Here is a 19,657-nt window from a genome sequence, read left to right as displayed (position 1 = left end):
TTTCATGTGAGGGCAAGCTTCGTCAAAGCCTTCTTAATAAAAACGCTGACCATCGCCTGACGATACGCCGCGCTCGCCCTGACATCGGTGATCGGCTGACATTGAGCGGCAACAAGCTCTGCCAGCCGCGCGATGGCGGTTTCATTGCTTTCGACATCATGAAACGCCGCGAATACCGGCTTCCCATTCGCGGCACCGACAGCGACATTGAGCCAGTTCACCCGCCGGCTGCTTTCTTCCAGCACGACCGCAACGGAAACGAGCGAAATATCTGTTCCACCGCGCTGATCGTGCCGTAAAAATGTTTGCGGAAGACCGCTCACTTTATCAGGTATGAAAATAGCTGTAATCATTTCATTCTTTTCAAGGGTTGTTTTCTTAGGTGCCGTTACAAAATCAACAAGTGGAACGATGCGCGTCCGCTCTTTGCTTTTCAGCGTCACGGTCGCTTCATAGGCGACTAAAGGGATAATCAGATCAGCGGCCGGGGACGCATTCGCGAGATTGCCGCCGATCGATGCCCGGTTTTGGATTTGCCAGCCGCCGATGACACGGCTCGCCTCCTGAAGGGCGGGCAATTCTTCCAGCAGCGTACTTTGCCATATCTCGGAAGCTGTCACCGCCGCTCCGATTTCAATCCCGCCTTCCACTCGCCTGATCTGCCGTAGCTCTGGCAGATGTTGAATATTGAGCCATGACCGATTTCGCAGCTCCTGTTCCGCTTGAAAATTGACAAATAAATCCGTTCCTCCGCAAACAATTTGCGCTTGCTCCTCCTCAAGCAGATTCAAAGCTTCTTCTAAGGTAGAGGGGCTGTGCCAACTCATTTACGCTTCACCTCTATTCAATCGACGTAACCAAATCTTTCAGCCATGGCCTTGCTGCTAAAGGCTCAATGCTAAACTCGGCATTCTCTTCTGCGCGCAAGCTGCATAAATAGCCGGGCTTCTCATTGACGACGGCCATGCATTCCTTGCACGCGTTTGCCGAGCGGCAGGAATAGCGAACGGCGATCGACGGATCTTTATGTTCCCTGATCCAAAAAATCGCATCAAGCAAGCTCATTCCTTCGATGAATGGAACAGTATGTTTTTCAACTGCCCTTTCGCTTCCTTGCTGACCACGGACAATTTGTAAGCTGAATTCTGCCATCGTTATGACCCCTTTCCTACTTTTGCTTCCAGCACGAGTCTGTCCAGCTTCCATTCCTTCTCTTCCTCTAGGAAAAAGCGGCTGCTGTAAGCCTCGTCAAGCTGTTCCGGATAATCGAGCCGCACATGGGCTCCTCGCGACTCCTTCCTCTCAATCGCCCCTGTAATAATCGCTTCACCTAACAATGTCATATGGTAGGCTTCGATTTTTTCAACGAGAGAAAGTGCATAGTCTTCCTGGGGCTGCAGCGCTGTCCTTTCAATTTCCGTCCGAATCGCTTTGATCTCCTTCAGCGCCTGCACCAGTTCTTCCTCAAGCCGCAGCGGCCCTGAGCCTTTCCATAACGTTCTTTGTATATCGCGCCTTAACGCCAGCATTGACTTTTCGTCCTGCTCCACCTCGCGCGGATGCCAAAACTGCTGCAGCCTCTCCCATTCCCGTTCAAGCTCCTCAGCTACGATATCATCAGCCCGGGCCACAAGCCGATCGGCCGCCTGCTCTCCGGCGATTTTTCCCGTCACGAGCGCTTCCGTTATCGCGTTGCCTGATAACCGGTTGGCCCCGTGCATGCCGTAAATAAGCTCTCCACACGCATACAGCCCTTCGACAGTCGTCTTCATGGAAGTGTCAACCCGTACACCGCCGAGCATAAAATGGGCCATCGGCGCGACCTCGACTAAATCCTTCGTCAAATCGACTCCCTGTGATTTTAAAATATCGATCACCGGGCCGAAGCCTTCTTTCAGCTTTTCCTCCGGCACCATGCGGAAATCGAGATACGCCCCGCCATGCTTGGAGCCTCGTCCCGCTTCGACTTCCTTAAAAATCGCATAGCTCGTTAAATCTCTCGTTGCGGTATATTTACCGGCGACTTCTCCAGCATATCGTTCCATGAACTCTTCTTCATTGCCATTTAATAACCGCCCGCCAAGCTTATAGCGGAACGGGTCCCACATAATCGGATCAATCCCGACAAGCGGCGGATACAGATGGGCAATCGGGAAAAACTGCACCATCTCCATATCGCGGAGCTCACAGCCTGCCTCCGCCGCTAAAATATGACCGTCACCCGTCATATTGGAGGAGGCGCTATTGCGTTCAAACACCTCGGTCAGTCCGCCTGTCGCCAAAATCGTCTGCGAAGCTGAAATGCTGATTGGCTGCATCGTTTCCATTGAAAAACCAAGCGCTCCGGCAATTTGTCCTTCGTGCTTGACAAGGCGGGTAATCATAACGTTTTTTAAACGCGTCACCTTCTCATCACGCCAGATCGAACGCTTTAAGCCATTGGCCGTTGATTCACCCGTCTTTAGAATATCGACATAGACGCAGCGCTTCCGTGAATGGCCCGGCGAAACGACCTGAGACCGCTTGCCGTCTTCGATTTTGGCCCATTTGACGCCATATGTTTCGACTTCATTGATCACTTCCGGGCCGCGTTCGACAATCGCCCGGACAATTTCCGGATCGGCTAATCCGCGGCTGCCGGCCATCGTGTCTTCAAAGTGCAGATCTGTGCTGTCATCGTCCGCTTCCCCGAGCGCGACCGCGACCGTCATCTGGGCAATAATCGTCGCCCCGCCACGGCCAATCAAGCTTTTGTCCGCAATAACGACATTCGCGCCCTTATCCGCGGCGGCGCGTGCCGCCATCATTCCGGCTGCTCCTGCTCCGATCACTAGCACATCCGTTTGCAAGTTTTCAACCGCTTTAGACATTTGTCGCCTCTCCCCTCTCTTTTTTCATCTGACCGATGGCCTTCACTTCAACGTTGGCCTGTTCCAATTCATTTCTTATCTTTTTGGCAAAATGGAGGGCATTCGGACCATCTCCATGAATACAGATCGTTTCCGCTTCAATCCCGACATCCATCCCTTGCCGGGACAAGACTTTCTTCTCCTTAATCATCCGAATTACTTGCCGGACCGCCTCTTCTTCATCCTCAATCATCGCATCGGCAAGCCGCCTTGACGTTAATGTCCCATCCTGCTGATACGTTCTATCGGCGAAAACTTCGCTCGCTGTCCGCAGTCCGATCCGCCGCCCCGCCTTCAGCAGCTCTCCGTTGGCGAGTCCGAACAAAATCAGCTCAGGGTCGACCTTATACACTGCTTCAGCAATCGCTTCCGATAACGCACTATTTATCGCGGCCATATTATAAAGCGCCCCGTGGGCTTTCACATGCTGAACATTTCCGCCTTCCGCTTTGACGAATGCCGAGAGAGCACCAATTTGGTACACAACCAGGTCATACGCTTCCTGCGGCGAAATATCGATATTTCTTCGGCCGAAGCCGATTAAATCTTGTAATCCGGGGTGTGCCCCTATTCCAGCTCCACGTTCTAAAGCGAAGCCGACTGTCTTTCTAATCGTTGCCGGGTCACCGGCATGAAACCCGCAAGCGATATTCACTGAGGTCGCATACTGAAGCAGCTCTTCATCGGCTCCGATTTTGTACGCGCCAAAGCTTTCACCCATATCACAATTCAAATCAACGACATTCATACGCCCCTGCCTCCTGCTTATTTTTTTCTTCGCCATGAAAAAGAAAGCCTCATTCCGCTTCCAGCGCCTTCTCCACAGACAATTAGGAACCCTATTCCGCTATTGCGAGCTACAAGGGACTGCCTCCACGAATTTTGCCTGCGAACGAAATCTCGTTCCTCTTGTCATGGAAATGGGCATCAAAATAGAGGCATAACGGAATCCAGTTCCTCTTGAACTGCCCTTTTCTCCCCTGCTCCGAGGCGCGATCTTTAAGCTTCGCCCAGCTTAAGGCTGGCTTATCTTGCGCCGCACTGCTCTTAGAACCATCTGCTTTTTTCCTCGTCGTTGAATGAACGCAGCTTGTTCGTCTGAATTTGTTTCACATGTTCTTTTGGCACAACGGCCCGCGCCGGATACGGAACAGGCGGAGCCGGCTTTGTCGCATCAACGATCACCGCGCTAGACATTCTCGCTGTATGGCTGCCATCCTGATGATAATCCCAGTTTGTCGGCAGCAATCCGCCCGGGCCGTTCCATTTTGGAATCGTCAATAAATCCCGTTCAGCGTCAAACCTCGTTCCAATCGCCCAGGCGACCTCCTCTCCATTAAAGACGTTAATATCCTCATCCACGACGACGATATGACGCAAATTTTCCTGTTCTGTATTTAACGCCGTAAAAGCGGCTTTTTTCACATCGGCATCCCGTTCCTTGTTGAGGGAAAGATAGCAGTGCATTCTTGCGTAATGAGGAACATTGACGGTTTTCAAGCTCGGAACAACTGATTTGACTGCACGATAAATACTGCCTGACCGCGGCACAGCTCCGACAACTAAGTGCTCACGGCTCGAGGCGACAATATCCTGGAAAATCGCATGCTTGCGGTGCGTGATGCCTGTCACCCGAATGACAGGAACGGAGCCGCCGCCTAAATAATGCCCCGGCCACTCCCCGAACGGACCCTCCGGCGCTTCTTTGTCAGGAAGGATCTCCCCTTCGATAATAATTTCGGCGTCTGCCGGGACCATTAAATCAGAGGTTTCCGCTTTTACTAAACGAAGCGATTCACCGATCAACGCTCCCGCGGCTTCATACTCGCCGCCGATTCCTTCGATTCTTGACACCGCCCCCATTAAAAAGCCCGGATGGTGTCCTAAAACAATCGCAACAGGCGCCGGCTTGCCCGCCTTTTTGTATTTATTGTAAATAAGCCCTCCATGATGAGCGCCTAAAAACCAGACGCCCATTTCGTCCTTCCCGTAAATATGATGACGATAAATACCGGCGTTGATTTTCTCGCTTTCTGGATCTCTAATCACCATCACACCCGCTGATAAGTACGGTCCGCCGTCCTGCTCATTGTGAACGGGGATCGGCAATCGATTTAAGTCCGCTTCTTCGCCAGTAAGAATCACTTCTTTCACAGGCGCCTCCTCTGGTTCAACAGCTGTCGGAGGAATGGAATTCAAGATTTTCTCGCCGAATACCCGCGGAATGTCCTGCACGTCACAATCGAGAAACAGCGCGATCCGCTCATAGGTCGTAAGCAAGTTTGACATGCAGGCAAGCGAGGCTCCCTTCACATTATGAAAAATCAATCCCGGATACTCTCCTTTTGCGGCGAGAGCAGCGGCATGCCCCGTAATATCAAAACGGGGATTCACCTCCTGCTCCACCACCTTCACACTGTCCGGGTATGCTTCATTAAGCTGCTTCAAATAACTTCTTAAGTCTTTTCCCATGCTGGCCTCCTATGGCAAATATGATAAATCAACCGCTTCTTCATACGAGACAGGCTGTTCAATAACGCCAAGCTCGATCGCCGTTTCAACGACATTTTCCGCCCCAGCCTCGGTAACTCTCAACCCATCAGGCACTTTTGAAAGCTGGGCTTCAATCGCCATTTGCAGCACATCCGGCGGCACTTCAGGAAAGTTTCCTTGCATGACCTCGACGACTGAGGCCGGGTCCTCTACGGAACGCTCGTAAATGTCGAGCATCACTTTCAAAAATGTCTCCATCTCCCGACTGTGCTCATCGACCCAGTCAGCCATCGACATCACGACAATTCCCGCATAATCAAAATCAGGATCATATAAAACACGGTAATCGCCTGTCGCCACCATTTGTGAAACCGTAGGCTCTGACACCATTCCGCCGGCAACCTGATTATTTTCAATCGCTGCGAGCATCGTTGCCCCGCTGCCGCTGCCGATAATTTCGACGTCGCGGTCAGGATCAATATCTGTGCCTTCAAAGCCTTTTCGCAGCGCCGTATCAGAAAGACTGCCGGCTCTTGTGACCGCTATCGTTTCGCCCGCCAGTTCACTAATGTCCTGAAACGGGGCATCCTCTTTTACAACTAGAGAATAACTGGCACCGTTGTAAAGCTGACCATAGGTTTTGACATCGAGTTCATTATCGGCAAATCGCAGCACATGTTCATAGGAGCCTAAGTTGGCATCAATACTGCCGCCGACTAAAGCTTGGACCGCATCAGCACCGGAGCTAAAACATATCTCTTCCACTTCCAGCCCTTCTGCCGCAAACGACCCGTCGTTGATCCCGATTTGCGCTAAAAGCGGCGTCATCCCCCCACATACGAGACCAACCTTCATCGTTCCAAGCGGTTCCGTTGCGGCTTCGTCATTTTCTTCCGCTGCCCCTTGCTGTTCCGCAGGCTGATCATTTGGCTCAGGAGCGCTTTGTTCCGCTTCATTTCCGCCACTGCACGCTGCCAGCATTACTAGGAAGCCAATCGTTATGAGCAACACAGAGCTTTTTACTTTCATCGATTTTCCCTCCAGCTTCATATTATCGATACTTCAACAATCTTTTTTCAGATTGAACAATGAGCTGCTCCAAGATCACAGCAAGAATCATAATCAAGACAAGCCCTGTAAACACCCCTGTAATATCAAGCAGACCCGAAGAGTAAGTAATATAGTAACCAAGCCCGCGGTTGGAGCCGATTAATTCGGCAATCACCGCGCCGATGAGCGCCATGCCGATATTTAACCGTAAGCTTGTTAACAGCCAGACCGTAATCGACGGCAAAATGACCCATGTGAACACTTCACGCTTTTTCGCTTTATGGGTTTTCATCATATCGAGCAGGTCTTTATCAATGTTTTTCACTCCTTCATAAGCGTTGTAAAAGGCGACGAAGATCACCATTGCAATGACCATGATGATTTTCGATGACATCCCGATGCCAAACCAGACAACGAATAAAGGGGCTAACGCGACACGCGGCAAGCTATACAGCGCCATCATGTATGGATATAACAATTTATCCATCCAGTTGCTTGAAGCAAGCGCAATTCCAAGAAGCGTCCCTAAAACCATCCCGATAATTAAACCGATCAACGCCTGCTGCAACGTAAAACCGACATGAAACCACAAATCACCAGAAATTGACAACGTGACGATCCGCTCAATGATCGCGGACGGCTTACTAATCCAAAAATCATTAAATAATGTTCCCGACGTCAATTCCCAAATGAGCAGAACGATCAGCCCGACAGCTACTCTTCCGCCCCAGACAAGCAGCGATTCACGATTAACTTGAAGCTTGTTCGCCGAAACACTCGCACGCTTTGCGGCCGTACTGATTTTCACTTTGCTTTCTTCCGTGCTCAGCATGTTATACACCTACTTCCTTTTTTGAATCAGCTAACGCTTCCCAAATCTCTTTTTGCAACCTCTGAAAACGAGGATCAAAGCGCGTTTCATAAAATGGTCGGGGCCGTTCAATATCAACCTCAAATTCAGCGCTTATCCTTCCCGGCCGATTTGACATCACAACAACTTTATCCGACAACGCAATCGCTTCTTCAATGTCGTGAGTAATAAACAATACACTTTTGCCAACCTGCTCCCACATTCTTAAAAACTCTTCGCCGATGATCACCCTCGTTTGCGCATCAAGCGGACCAAATGGTTCATCCATCAAATAAAGTGATGGATCATAAGCAAAAGCGCGGGCAAGCGCGACACGCTTTTTCATCCCCCCGGACAATTGCTTCGGATAGAACTCTTCAAACCCTGTTAATCCAACCATGTTAATGTACTTTCTCGCAATCTCTTCCTGCTCCTCGCGTGATTTATTTTTCACAACAGACGGCAGCCTGACATTGTCGAGCACGCTCTTCCACGGAAGGAGCGCATCGTTTTGAAACACCATGCCAACCTCGTTCGGAATTCCTTCGATTACCTCGCCATCAAGCAATGCCCTCCCTTCCGCCGGCTTAATCAAACCTGATACAACTTTTAAAAGCGTTGATTTCCCACAGCCACTAGGACCAACCACCGCGACAAACTGACCATCCTCAATTGTTAAATCGACCTCTGTTAATGCAAGCGTGCTTCGTTCCTTGGAATGATACCTTACGGACAGATTTTGAATTTCGAGCTTCGGCTTTCTTTCAGTCATACGTTCTCCTTTCAGAAACTGATTTTGGCAATGTCATGGATCAACTGTTTTTTCTCAAGTGAGAATGAATTTTATCAAAATTAAGAATTTTCTTGTTTCTTGACATTTATGTTAGGCGAGAACTAACTTCCTTTCAATCATCTCGTAACCAAATCTTACACAGAATAATTAAAATATTTTTAAATCTTATAATATAATTAGATTTTTCTTATTTACAAAAATAAATTTCTCACAAACGATAAAACTTCTTTACCTTTCTGCGCCAACTGGTTCATTTTTCCGCTAGTATAACGAACGTATATTCGCATATAATAAATAACAAAACCGCTGTGCGGTCTCGTTAGAAGCGGCGTGCGAAGCCGACTTCCTTTCTCGAACAACCTACTAAATTTGAACTTAAAAAAAAGAAAGGGTGATTAGATGAGTATCCTCCATGAAGAGCAGATTCAGCAGCTTGTCCACCAGTTCATCTTTTTGCCGCTGACCCGCACCGTTCTTGAGCGAGATCGACAAAAGATTGAGCAGGCCAGACTTAAAATCCCTTTCCCGTACATGCAAATGATCGATGCTGCGATTGCAAAAATTACGCTTGACCTGAGAAATCTACGAAGAGAAGCGAGAAGAAGCGGTCTTACCATATACAAAGAAGAACAAAGCTACCTTGTCGTATGGCGGGGATACCGCAGTGAGGTCCGTTACACCCCTGACGCCATGCGCCGGCACGTAACAGATATGATGAGTGATTATTTAAAGCGGACGCTCATTCAGAAATGAGCATACGACATGTTACCCAAGCAAACTTGCGCTGCCGATAATAAACAACAAAATGAGCAGGAGTAGTACATTTAGGATCACCGTCAGTAAGCTTCTAATGATGATCTTTTTCGCGTTAAAAAAGGGAGATCCTTCAATCCTGTCAATTCTAAAAACAAAGCTGCACTTATGAGAAAAAGGAGTATATTGAAGGGGTGTATATGAAAGGTGCTCACAAAAAACGAAATGAAAGGAAACTTGCTAAAACTAAAAATAAGCAGGACACCCCAACAAAACAGGGAGAGGTAGAATCAATACTGATTTATTTTTAAAGACAAAATGACATCTCCTTTCTAAGGAACAAAATCACGAGCATCGGCGGACTAATTTCCTGATACTACGGCAAATGGCTCTTCCTCACCATTTCTAAATCCTATTACGTTTTCATACGCTTTGTTCAATTGAATTTTATATAGCCGCTGAAACTTGACCGGCTTGTCTGAATCAAGCGCCGCTCCTTCCGTACGATATAACACATTCAACGTATCTCCATCCTCTTCAACAGAAAAGTCGGTATAAGAAACAGGCTGTACACCGACCTCTACTGCTGCTTCGTTTAAATAAACATAAATCGCATTCTGTCGGTCAAAATACAAATGGGCGCCATTTTTCTCTTGAACCGTCTGGATAAACGATGCCACATCCTGATTTGCTTCTTCTTTCTCCACTTCATTAAAAGAAATCGCTTTATGGAAAGGTGTGAAACTTTCCTGATTTCCTATAAACAAAACGGAGACCACTATAACAAGCCCCCATAGAAGTTTCTTCATTTTCATTTGTCCCATGCCCGTAGCACCTTCCTCTTCCAGCTAGTATCACGTAAATTATCATATCATGACAATAATGAAAGTGTAATCAGCAATAAAAAAACGACGAAAGCAGGCGCTAATCCCCATCTATTTCCTGCTTTCTAAAAACAGACAAGCAGGAAGACACCCTCTCCCTGCTTGCGTTCATTTGGTTAGACGTTACCGGACAGCCACGCCTTCCTCTTCTTTCTTGAAAAATGTCTTCATCGCGTGGTACACATCGCCTTTTTCCTTGAGGATGTGGTAGCGGAAGCGCGGGTCGTCGATGTTTTTGTAGGCGCTCATAAGGGTTGAATGGCGGCTGTACTGATTGACCTCGCCGTAGCCAAACATGCTTGATACTTCCATCAGCTTTTCAACGAGCTTCAGACAGCGGGCGTTGTCGGAGGTCAGGTTGTCGCCGTCGGAGAAGTGAAACGGGTAGATGTTGTAGCGTGCCGGGTCATATTCGGCTTCGATTCGTTCGAGCGCTTTGCGGTAGGCCGAGGAGCAAATCGTCCCGCCGCTTTCTCCTTTGGAGAAGAAATCTTCCTCTGAGACGACTTTCGCTTCGGTATGGTGGGCAATGAATTCAATGTCGACGGTTTCGTACTTCGTCCGTAAGAAGCGTGTCATCCAGAAAAAGAAGCTGCGAGCCATATACTTTTCCCAGCGTCCCATCGAGCCGCTCGTATCCATCATCGCCAGCACGACAGCCTTTGATTCGGGGCGGATGATTTCATTCCATGTCTTAAAGCGAAGATCATCATTTTGAATCGGAATGAGGCCGGGGCGTCCTTCCAGCGCATTTCGTTTAATCGCCGATAAAATCGTCCGGCGCTTGTCGATGTTGCCCATCAGCCCTTTTTTGCGGATATCATTAAACGAAATATCCTCAATCACGATTTCGTCTTCTTCCTTCTTTTGCAAGTTTGGCAGTTCGAGCTGACGGAAGAGGATTTCTTCGAGCTCCATAATCGATACTTCAGCTTCAAAATAATCCTCACCCGCCTGGTCGCCGGCTCCTTGACCTTTGCCTGGACCTTGCTGCTTCGCATTCGGATCGCGGGCGACGACATCTCCAACCTTGCTTTCTCCTTCTCCCTGACCAACATGTTTATTTTTATCGTAGTTATAGCGGATTTTGTATTCATCGAGGGAACGAATCGGAATACGAATGACGTCACGTCCGTTTGACATGACGATGCTCTCCTCACTGACAAGGTCGGGCAGGTTTTTCTTAATCGCTTCCTGGACCTTTTCCTGGTGGCGGCGCTGGTCCTGATATCCCTTTCGATGCAGACTCCAGTTTTCTTGTGACACAACAAATTGGCGCTGGTCCTTGCTTGTCATGTACTTTCCCTCCTCTTTTCTTGCTTTTTCCGTCACATCCCTATAAAAAGAATGATCATGCAACTGACCATGTTATAAATGATTCACTCTTTTGAGCCGGTTGAATATAATGGTCTCGAGCCATATCTAAAATGGCTTACTCTATCCTATGCAGACAGGTCAGAGAGTTGCTAATAAATTCTGACAAATAGAGGGAAAATAAGCGGACAAGCATGGAGAACTCACCATGTCTCCTTTAGCTAAAAGATAAAAAAGAGCTTGAGACAAAACTAGCTTTGGACCTACTGGCAATGGCTTCACACGCCACAAGCCCGTTGTGAGAAACCCACTCACAACGGGCTTTAAAAGATCGTGGCGGTTCCGCTCATTGCTTAGAGAGGCTGGGTGGATATTATTCCACGACACCAGCTTCCGTCAAAGGCCAGAAACGCAAGTCAACCTTGCCGACAATCTGGTCAATCGGAACCGGTCCGATACGGCGGCTGTCAAGGCTGTTAGGCCGATTGTCGCCAAGAACAAAAACATGACCTGGAGGAATTTCCTCAGGGAAAGCGAAGTCATTTGTGTAAAAGCCAAACTCATATTCCTGCTTTTTCTGTTCAAGAAATGGTTCTTCTACCGGTTGATTATTAATATAGAGCACATCTTCTTTCACCGCTACTGTATCCCCCGGCAAGCCAATGACGCGTTTAATATAGTCCTCTGATTCTGTCGCATGGAAGACAATCAGATCAAAGCGGGACGGTTCTGTAAAACCGTAGCCGATTTTATTAATAATAAACCGCTCTCCATCATAGACATTTGGCATCATTGATTCACCTTGTACTTCATAACTCGTAAACAAAAAAGTCCGCACGATTACGGCAAGAATGACAGCAATCATAATTGCTTTTGTCCACTCAAGCCACTCATTTTTCTTCGTCTCCACGGTAGCTCCTCCGACCTTTTTTCTTATTAACTTAACACTGTTTTCGGACAAGCTCAAGTCCCAGAGGCATAAACAAAAGTTAGCTTTCCCTTTTGTCTGTGCTCAAAGCAGTGTGCAGGGTCGTTTCAAGGTCTTTGCTCTCCATAAGGGTGAGGCATGCTACACGCGTGGCCGCTGCCTTTCCTTTTAAAAAAGGCTCCTCCTGCCAGAGAATGTACCGGCGGGAGAAGCCTTGCTTGTTTTACCGATTTAACAGGCTGCCTACATAGCGGAGCAGTTCATTGGCCGAGACGGAATTATAGCCGTGTTCGTCAATAAGACGGGCAATGACTTCATTAATCTTTTTAAGCTGGGATTCGTCCGGTGTTTTTGTTGATGTTGTAATTTTGACGATGTCTTTCAGGTCGGCAAACAGCTTTTTCTGAATCGCTTCGCGCAGACGCTCATGCGAGTTGTAATCAAATCGTTTCCCTTTGCGGGCGTAGGCGGAAATTCGAATTAAGATTTCTTCACGGAACGCCTTCTTCGCGTTTTCTGAAATGCCGATTTGCTCCTCGATCGAGCGCATCAGTTTTTCATCAGGTGTCATTTCCTCGCCGGTTAATGGATCACGTAGCTTATTTTTATTGCAATAGGCTTCTACGTTGTCTAAATAGTTATCCATCAGCGTTTTCGCCGATTCATCATACGAATAAACAAAGGCCTTCTGCACTTCTTTTTTAGCGATTGTATCATATTCCTTGCGCGCGATTGAGATAAAGTCCAAATAGCGTTCACGATCTTCCTTGGAAATCGACGCATGCTGGTTCAGTCCCTCTTTAATCGAACGCAGAACATCAAGTGCGTTAATCGACGTGAGCTGCTTGCGCACGATCGCCGATGAGATCCGGTTAATGACGTAGCGCGGATCGATTCCGCTCATTCCTTCATCCGGATATTCCTGCTTTAACTCCTCCAGGTCCTGCGAATTATAGCCTTCCACACTTTCTCCGTCATAAAGACGCATCTTCTTCAGCAGATCGACGCCCTGCTTTTTTGGCTCCTGCAGCCGGGTCAATATCGTGAAGATCGCCGCTACTTTTAAGGCGTGCGGAGCGATATGGACGTGAGACAGATCACTTTCGGCTATCATTTTCTTGTAAATTTTCTCTTCTTCGCTAACCTTTAAATTGTAAGGAATTTTCATGACGATAATGCGTGAATGGAGCGCTTCATTTTTTTTGTTTGAAATAAAGGAGCGATACTCCGACTCATTCGTATGAGCGACAATCAACTCGTCGGCACTGATCAAGGCGAAGCGTCCCGCCTTAAAATTTCCCTCCTGTGTAAGCGAAAGCAAATGCCAAAGGAATTTCTCATCACATTTGAGCATCTCCTGAAATTCCATCATCCCCCGGTTCGCTTTGTTCAGCTCGCCGTCAAAACGATACGCTCGCGGGTCAGACTCAGAGCCGTATTCCGCGATTGTGGAAAAGTCAATACTCCCGGTTAAATCAGCAATGTCCTGCGATTTCGGATCGGACGGGCTGAACGTCCCGATCCCGGTTCGCTTATCTTCCGAAAAGAAAATCCGCTCGACGAGCACATCCTCAATCCGGCCGCCATACTCTTCTTCCAGCCTCATCATGTTCAGCGGTGACAGATTTCCTTCAATTTTAACCCCGTATTCTTCATAGAAATCCTGGCGAAGATGATTCGGAATTAGATGGAGGGGATCCTCATGCATCGGACAGCCTTTGATTGCGTAAACGGCGCCTCTCTCCGTCTTGGAATATTGTTCAAGCCCGCGCTTGAGCATCGTGACGAGCGTTGACTTCCCCCCACTGACCGGCCCCATCAGCAGCAAAATACGTTTTCGGACATCGAGACGCTTTGCCGCGGAATGGAAATATTCCTCAACCAGCTTCTCAATCGAATCCTCTACTCCGTAAAGCTGTTCACTAAAGAAGGCATATTTCTTTCTGCCATTTTCCTCCTCGACACCAGCATCCTTAATCATATGATAAACACGGGAGTGAGCGGTTTGGGCAATCCATGGCTTCTCTTTTAGAAGATCTAAATAATCAGCAAAGGTTCCTTCCCATTTCAAACGTTCTTCTTCTTCTCTAAAGTCCTCAATCTTTTTTAAAATACTCATGTGGCGAATACCTCCATCCTCGTGTTCAAGAGCGAGATTACTACACTTTATGCGCCAACTAAGGCGAACATGCATCTCAATTCCATTTCACTCCCCCGAGGCTCACCGATCTAAGATAGAACCAGCGCGCCAGCGGGAAGATTTTTCCCACTGTTTCTTCTGATTTGGTGTACAATGAGAGCGAGAACGAAGAAGTGAGTGTGAGTATATGTTAAAACATGCTACAGGCTGGATAATGACTGCCGGGTTTCTGTTCATCTTTATTTTCCTTTTAGCCGAAGTCACCGCAGAAGTCGGGGATGTTCAGTCTCTTTCCAGTGCGCTTGAGCAGCACGTCAAAATAGAAGAAGTCACGCTCTCCTCCAACAGTACGATGTATGATCGAAACGGGACATTAATTTCCGATATATACCGCGATGAAAATCGAATCTACCTCCCGTATGAAGAGATTCCTTCATTGATTGTACAAGCCTTTATCGCCACTGAGGATCAGCGTTTCTTTGAGCATAACGGTTATGACACGATCGCGATCGCCCGCGCGATGATAGCCAATGCCAAACAGCAGGGAATCGAAGAAGGGGCGAGCACGGTGACCCAGCAGCTGGCGCGCAATCTTTTTTTGTCACATGAACAAACCTACAATCGCAAAATGAGCGAAATTCTTTATGCTCATGAACTTGAAAAACGTTATACGAAAGAAGAGATCATTGAGCTTTATCTAAATACGGTCTATTTTCATAACGGAGTTTACGGGATTGAGGCAGCTTCCACATTTTATTTCAGCAAGCCGAGCCGCGAGCTTTCTCTCGCCGAAGGGGCTTTTTTGAGCGCCGTACCGAACAATCCGACGCATTACGATCCATTGACCCGAAGTGAACAGACAAAGCTCAGACAGGAATGGATTTTGCAAAAAATGCTCGAAGCAGGCTATATTTCAACCGAACAATATGAGGACGCTCTTGCCGAAGAAATCAAGCTGCAGGTACGTCAGCGCGTCGACCGTTATCCGGATTACGTCACCTATATTCATCACGAGCTAACCGAGCTGATCGCGACGAGCGAAGACTACGACCAGCGGCTGCGTCAGGCTGCCTCCGAGACAGCGAAGGAGCAAATTAAGCTTGAGCTGGAAGCAAGGGTACAAGAAATATTGGAGCAAGGCGTTCGAATTGAAACGGCGCTCGATCCGGAGAAACAGGCGCAGGCTGTGCAAACAGTCCATCGCGAACTGCCCCGCTCCGATATTGAAAGTGCCATTGTCATGATTGATCACGAACAGCATGAAATTGTGGCGATTACCGGCGGGAAAGATTATAAAAAATTTAATTTCCACCGCGCCTTTCAAAGCTTCCGTCAGCCAGGCTCGGCAATCAAGCCACTGCTCGTCTATGCGCCTTATATAAATGAATATGACGTTTCGTTGCAAAGCACGATAAACGCCAACGATGTCTGCCGCGGCGATTATTGTCCGCGAAACTTCGGCGGGGGACAATATGGGATGGTTTCACTGGAAACAGCCTTTAAGCATTCTTATAATACGCCCGCTATCCGGATTATGGACCGGGTCGGGGTTGAAACGGCCTTTTCTTATTTGGAGCAACTGCCTTTTACAAGGATTGTTCCGGAAGATTACCGGCTTCCGGCTGCTTTAGGAGGCTTCACCTACGGGGTTTCCCCGCTTGAGCTGACCTCTGCCTATACAACGTTCGCAACAGGAGGCGCTTTTACCCCCTCCTACGGAATACGTCAGGTGACCAATAAGGAAGGCAAGGTGCTATATAGCTGGGAGCAGACGGAGACACAACTATGGAGAGAGTCAACCAACGAACAAATGCGAAGGCTGCTCGCTGCCGTGCTTGAGAGCGGCACCGGACAACGGGCTCGGATTGAGGGCGGTTACGCCGGGGGCAAAACAGGGACGACCAATGACTTTTATGACCTGTGGTTTGTCGGTTTGACCGACACGTATACGACCGGGGTATGGGTTGGAAAGGATACGCCAGCTGACCTGTCTGCCATTTACCGCGAGGCGCCGCATTTGCATATTTGGAGAAAGCTGCAGTAGACGGCTGAAGCGGCTCTGTGCTTGAAGTCGCTTCCTTTCGACCTTCCTTTTGATGAGGCCTCCTACAGCGGCAAACTGGCGATAAAGCTGTTATACAGCTTGAGTCCAGCATAGGCAACAGCAAGCACAAAGGCACTCCAAAAAATCATATGAAAGAAAATCATTCCGATCAGTCCTGCCGGATGAAAGGCATCCGTTAGTTTATAAACAAGGTAAATAAAATAAATAAGACTGGCTCCAAGAAAGATAATAATCATGAAAAGAAGCTCGCTCGACAGCAAAAGCGCTATAATGCTCGCAACTAAGTAAATCGCGGACCCCGCTTTTGCCTTATTAAGCTCATTGCCTTCCTCATCTTTGGAAAAGAACAGCATCGAGAGCTCGATTGTCGTATCGGCGATTAATTTTAATGCGGAAAAAACCATAAAAAAGAATAAAACGAGTAAAAAAAGTAACGTCAGTTTAATGCCATTCTCCGAAAAAAATTCACGCATTCCCTCGTAAAGGCCAAGCTTGGCCAGCTCATTTAAAATGAGGGTTTGGCTATACATGGCAAAGGCAAGGCTGAATAAAACGATTGAAATAAGCGGAAAATGACTTGTAATATATCGATTTGACATGCGGTGGCGCTCCTATCTCCTGATCGCGTTGTAAGCCGTTGATAATTCATTGACTTTTCATTTCTTTTACGATGAAGTTCGTTTATAATGAAATTATGATTGTCACAAGGAGGAAATTATTATGGGTACTTTACTCATCCTTGGTGTTTGTGTTGTATTCCTTGCGGCTATCTTTACAGCCGGCTACGAGGACAACCCTCACAAGCATTAATGAAGAGGCTGGGACAAAAGGTTGTTTTTTTACCTTTTGCCCAAACCGTCACGATCTTTTTAAAAGCCCGTTGTGAGAAATGCACTCACAACGGGCTTTTGGCGTGTGAAGCCATTGCCAATAGGTTCAAGCACTTTATTATGACAAACCGGGAAAGCCTTGCTGCCGAATCGCTTCGTAAATGACAATCGCCGCCGTATTTGATAAATTCAACGAGCGGATATGCTCCGTCTGCGGAATGCGAAAGCAGCGCTCTTTATACTGTTCGATCAGTTCAGCCGGAAGTCCGGTTGTCTCTCTGCCGAACACGAAGAAATGATCCCGCTCCTGGTTCGAATAATCAAACTCACTATAGTTTTTCGTTCCAACCGTCTCAATAAAATAAAATTCCCCTTGCGGATAAGTCGAAAACAGCTCGTCCACCGAGTCATAATAGCGGATCGTCACACTCGGCCAATAGTCACAGCCTGCCCGCTTCAGCATGCGGTCGTCAGTGGAAAAGCCAAGCGGCCGGATCAGATGAAGCGTCGTATTCGTTCCGGCACAGGTTCTGGCGATATTTCCTGTATTCGCTGGAATTTCCGGTTGATAAAGCACGATATGTAAACCCACACCCATGCACCTCTATTTCTGCATCACTTTTGTCGATATCGTCAACTCCCGTATTATACCACCTTCTCTCTTTTCAAAAAAGAGAGGGGCTGGGACAAAGGTTGTTTTTTTTCACCTTTTGCCCCAGCCTTTAAGCATATGAGCGAAACGGGCTTGTGGCGTGTAAAGCCATGCCGATAGGTTCAAAGCTAGTTTTGTCTTAAGCTCCTCAAGCTGCACCATTTCACAGCTTGAGGCATCCACGACTAAGTTTCTGCGGCTGTCTTCGTCCATAGCAGCTACGCATCGTCGATAATATGAAAAAACTTGTAGGTAATTTGCGGCGTCCAGGCTGTAGAATCTTCGTACGACCAATAGCGCATCCGGCTGTTTGAAGACTGGGCATTGACCAACGGCTCGCCATTGGCATCCTTTGCTACGACAATTGTAGAATGCTGCCAGCGGCCATCCCCATCAAAGTCATAGCAAATCACATCCCCTGGCTCCAGCTCCTTTGCCGATTGTCTTTCCTCTCCCCGCAAGCCGTCCTTTGAGCCGCTTAAATGCCAGCGCAGAGAGTGGGCGACAGACCAGCTGAAACTCCAATTTCCTCCTTGATACCACCAGCCTGTTGCCCGGTTCGGATAACCGGTCATTCGTGCTCCTCCGGCATAAAGACATTGAGAAATAAAATTCGTACAGTTGTCCGTGAAACGATGATAGGCCGGATTATAGTCATCCCACCAAAGTTCAGCATACCGCACAGCTTCACGTCGATTATACGCATTCTTTCCTTTTTTAGATTGTCTTACGTCAGCAGAATCTCTCGCCTGCGCCTTTTTTTCCGGGAGATGAAACAGCTCCTCATCGCTTTTCACCTGTTTATCTTCAATCGTCGCCCTTCTGAATTCCAGCTTTTCCTCCATATATACCGTGTCCTTCAAGGCAATTAACTGTTCACAGTGAAGAAAATAATCGATGATTTGCCGCGTCCCGACACGGATTGTTCGCAAAACATCCCCTTCCACATAAGAGCGGACGATTTTCGCTGACCGTTTTTCATGCATCTGAACTGTTCTTTGCGCCCGTTCAGCCGATAATGATGTTCGGTCAAGCTGTGGTGGCTCGACAAAGGCTTTGTTTTCTTTTTCAATATGATGATGGAGCATCCTGACAATTGAGTTGTTCATCCTGCTACTCCTTTCTCGTAACGCCGCAAAAGGATTCGATGTACGGAGCAAATGGGAATAAATCTTCTACTATAAAAATCCTATGCCTTGCCCTTTGTCCTTCATACATAAGAAAAACCGCATAGCGGTTTCTTAGAAGCGGCGTGCGCAGCCGTTACCATCATTTAAAGCTGGCTGAAAACAGGCTTTTTTCAGCCAGGCGCGTAACGTGCGATGCCGACGCCCCGCCCCGAATCAACCCGAAGATTGTATACTTTCTTACTCTATTGAAAAAAGATGCCCCTGACTTTTCCGGGACATCCTTATTGCGTTTGTTATGAAATTTGTTCGATGGCACCCTCAAGGCCAAGCAGGATTTCTTTTTTATCGAGGCCGCCTCCATACCCAACCATGTTTCCATTGCTACCAATAACACGGTGACAAGGGATGATGATTGGCAGCGGATTCTTGTTGTTGGCTCCACCAATCGCCCTGATCGCTTTCGGGGCCCCTATTTCCTGGGCAATCTGCTTATAGGACTTGGTCGTTCCATATTGAATCGTTCGCAGCGCATTCCAAACCTTCTTTTGAAAAGGCGTACCACACAAGTCAATCGGAAGGTCGAACTCAAAACGCTTCCTTGCAAAATAATCCTCAAGCTGCTCACAAACCGGGCGGATATGTTCTTTCGAACGGAGCAGTTCGCCTTTTCGGCCATTTTTCTTTAACCATGTTTTTATGTTGACCATACTTGCTTCCAGTTCGCCAAAATGGATGTGACAAACGCCTTGATCCGATGCAACGATTGTAAGTTTACCAATGGGACTATCCATTTCGTCAACAAAATGTGTCAGTTGCGTTGTCATGATATCCCTTCCTTCCAATTGTCAAGCTTGTTCTAATCTTAC

Annotated in this window: 18 protein-coding genes; 2 read left to right on the top strand and 16 right to left on the bottom strand. The window is 47.7% G+C overall.

Going from position 1 to position 19,657, the window contains the following annotated elements:
- Positions 1–2: 2 nt before the first annotated feature.
- The 8 genes from M3202_RS00465 to M3202_RS00430 form a co-directional block, all read right to left on the bottom strand.
- Positions 3–827 (bottom strand): FAD binding domain-containing protein, encoded by an 825-nt coding sequence (locus M3202_RS00465; RefSeq protein ID WP_251221419.1) that lies wholly within the window; start codon positions 825–827, stop codon positions 3–5.
- Between the two features lie 13 nt (positions 828–840).
- The gene (locus M3202_RS00460) at positions 841–1,152 is read right to left on the bottom strand and encodes a 2Fe-2S iron-sulfur cluster-binding protein (RefSeq protein WP_251221418.1); all 312 of its coding nucleotides are present in this window, start codon (positions 1,150–1,152) and stop codon (positions 841–843) included.
- A gap of 2 nt (positions 1,153–1,154) precedes the next feature.
- A complete protein-coding gene (locus tag M3202_RS00455) occupies positions 1,155–2,870 on the bottom strand; it encodes an FAD-binding protein (RefSeq protein ID WP_251221417.1) in 1,716 nt (571 codons plus the stop codon).
- The gene (locus M3202_RS00450) at positions 2,863–3,657 is read right to left on the bottom strand and encodes a LamB/YcsF family protein (RefSeq protein ID WP_251221416.1); all 795 of its coding nucleotides are present in this window, start codon (positions 3,655–3,657) and stop codon (positions 2,863–2,865) included. Before M3202_RS00450 ends, M3202_RS00455 begins: the two co-directional genes overlap by 8 nt.
- Positions 3,658–3,956: 299 nt before the next feature.
- Positions 3,957–5,381, bottom strand: a complete 1,425-nt coding sequence (locus M3202_RS00445) for a UbiD family decarboxylase (RefSeq protein WP_251221415.1) — start codon at positions 5,379–5,381, stop codon at positions 3,957–3,959.
- A gap of 9 nt (positions 5,382–5,390) precedes the next feature.
- Positions 5,391–6,431 carry an ABC transporter substrate-binding protein gene (locus M3202_RS00440; protein WP_251221414.1) on the bottom strand — a complete coding sequence of 347 codons (1,041 nt, stop codon included), beginning with the start codon at positions 6,429–6,431 and terminating at the stop codon, positions 5,391–5,393.
- A gap of 22 nt (positions 6,432–6,453) precedes the next feature.
- Positions 6,454–7,284 carry an ABC transporter permease gene (locus M3202_RS00435; protein ID WP_251221413.1) on the bottom strand — a complete coding sequence of 277 codons (831 nt, stop codon included), beginning with the start codon at positions 7,282–7,284 and terminating at the stop codon, positions 6,454–6,456.
- Between the two features lies 1 nt (position 7,285).
- A complete protein-coding gene (locus tag M3202_RS00430; RefSeq protein WP_251221412.1) occupies positions 7,286–8,074 on the bottom strand; it encodes an ABC transporter ATP-binding protein in 789 nt (262 codons plus the stop codon).
- Between the two features lie 420 nt (positions 8,075–8,494).
- Here M3202_RS00430 and M3202_RS00425 point away from each other — a divergent pair, with 420 nt between their 5' ends.
- Positions 8,495–8,848, top strand: coding sequence for a YhjD family protein (locus M3202_RS00425; protein ID WP_251221411.1), 354 nt, complete (start codon positions 8,495–8,497; stop codon positions 8,846–8,848).
- A 362-nt stretch (positions 8,849–9,210) separates the two neighbouring features.
- On the opposite strand, the gene M3202_RS00420 is transcribed toward M3202_RS00425, so the two are convergent.
- From M3202_RS00420 to M3202_RS00405, 4 genes are all read right to left on the bottom strand, one after another.
- Positions 9,211–9,672, bottom strand: a complete 462-nt coding sequence (locus M3202_RS00420) for a hypothetical protein (protein ID WP_251221410.1) — start codon at positions 9,670–9,672, stop codon at positions 9,211–9,213.
- Positions 9,673–9,855: 183 nt separating this feature from the next.
- Positions 9,856–11,028, bottom strand: a complete 1,173-nt coding sequence (yhbH, locus tag M3202_RS00415; RefSeq protein ID WP_251221409.1) for a sporulation protein YhbH — start codon at positions 11,026–11,028, stop codon at positions 9,856–9,858.
- Positions 11,029–11,419: 391 nt separating this feature from the next.
- Positions 11,420–11,956: a signal peptidase I gene (gene lepB, locus M3202_RS00410; RefSeq protein WP_349775589.1), complete on the bottom strand. Its 537-nt coding sequence runs from the start codon at positions 11,954–11,956 to the stop codon at positions 11,420–11,422.
- Positions 11,957–12,197: 241 nt separating this feature from the next.
- Positions 12,198–14,093 (bottom strand): PrkA family serine protein kinase, encoded by a 1,896-nt coding sequence (locus M3202_RS00405; protein ID WP_251221408.1) that lies wholly within the window; start codon positions 14,091–14,093, stop codon positions 12,198–12,200.
- Positions 14,094–14,301: 208 nt separating this feature from the next.
- On the opposite strand from M3202_RS00405, the gene M3202_RS00400 reads away from it, so the two are divergent.
- Complete coding sequence (locus M3202_RS00400) at positions 14,302–16,158, top strand: transglycosylase domain-containing protein (protein ID WP_251221407.1); 1,857 nt, start codon at positions 14,302–14,304, stop codon at positions 16,156–16,158.
- Positions 16,159–16,220: 62 nt separating this feature from the next.
- Here the strand turns inward: M3202_RS00400 and M3202_RS00395 are convergent, their stop codons facing one another.
- From M3202_RS00395 to M3202_RS00380, 4 genes are all read right to left on the bottom strand, one after another.
- On the bottom strand, positions 16,221–16,778 hold the full coding sequence (locus M3202_RS00395) for a DUF5366 family protein (RefSeq protein WP_251221406.1): 558 nt from the start codon (positions 16,776–16,778) through the stop codon (positions 16,221–16,223).
- A gap of 349 nt (positions 16,779–17,127) precedes the next feature.
- Positions 17,128–17,601 carry a tRNA (uridine(34)/cytosine(34)/5-carboxymethylaminomethyluridine(34)-2'-O)-methyltransferase TrmL gene (gene trmL, locus M3202_RS00390; protein WP_251221405.1) on the bottom strand — a complete coding sequence of 158 codons (474 nt, stop codon included), beginning with the start codon at positions 17,599–17,601 and terminating at the stop codon, positions 17,128–17,130.
- 278 nt (positions 17,602–17,879) lie between these two features.
- The gene (locus M3202_RS00385; protein WP_251221404.1) at positions 17,880–18,770 is read right to left on the bottom strand and encodes an amidase domain-containing protein; all 891 of its coding nucleotides are present in this window, start codon (positions 18,768–18,770) and stop codon (positions 17,880–17,882) included.
- 314 nt (positions 18,771–19,084) lie between these two features.
- On the bottom strand, positions 19,085–19,615 hold the full coding sequence (locus tag M3202_RS00380; protein WP_251221403.1) for a methylated-DNA--[protein]-cysteine S-methyltransferase: 531 nt from the start codon (positions 19,613–19,615) through the stop codon (positions 19,085–19,087).
- Positions 19,616–19,657 lie beyond the last annotated feature (42 nt).

It is taken from the genome of Halalkalibacter oceani, assembly GCF_023715605.1.
In the GTDB taxonomy this organism is placed as follows: domain Bacteria; phylum Bacillota; class Bacilli; order Bacillales; family Bacillaceae_D; genus Halalkalibacter; species Halalkalibacter oceani.
Note: the sequence above shows the minus strand (reverse complement) of the source record. Positions and strands in the feature narration are given on the sequence as shown.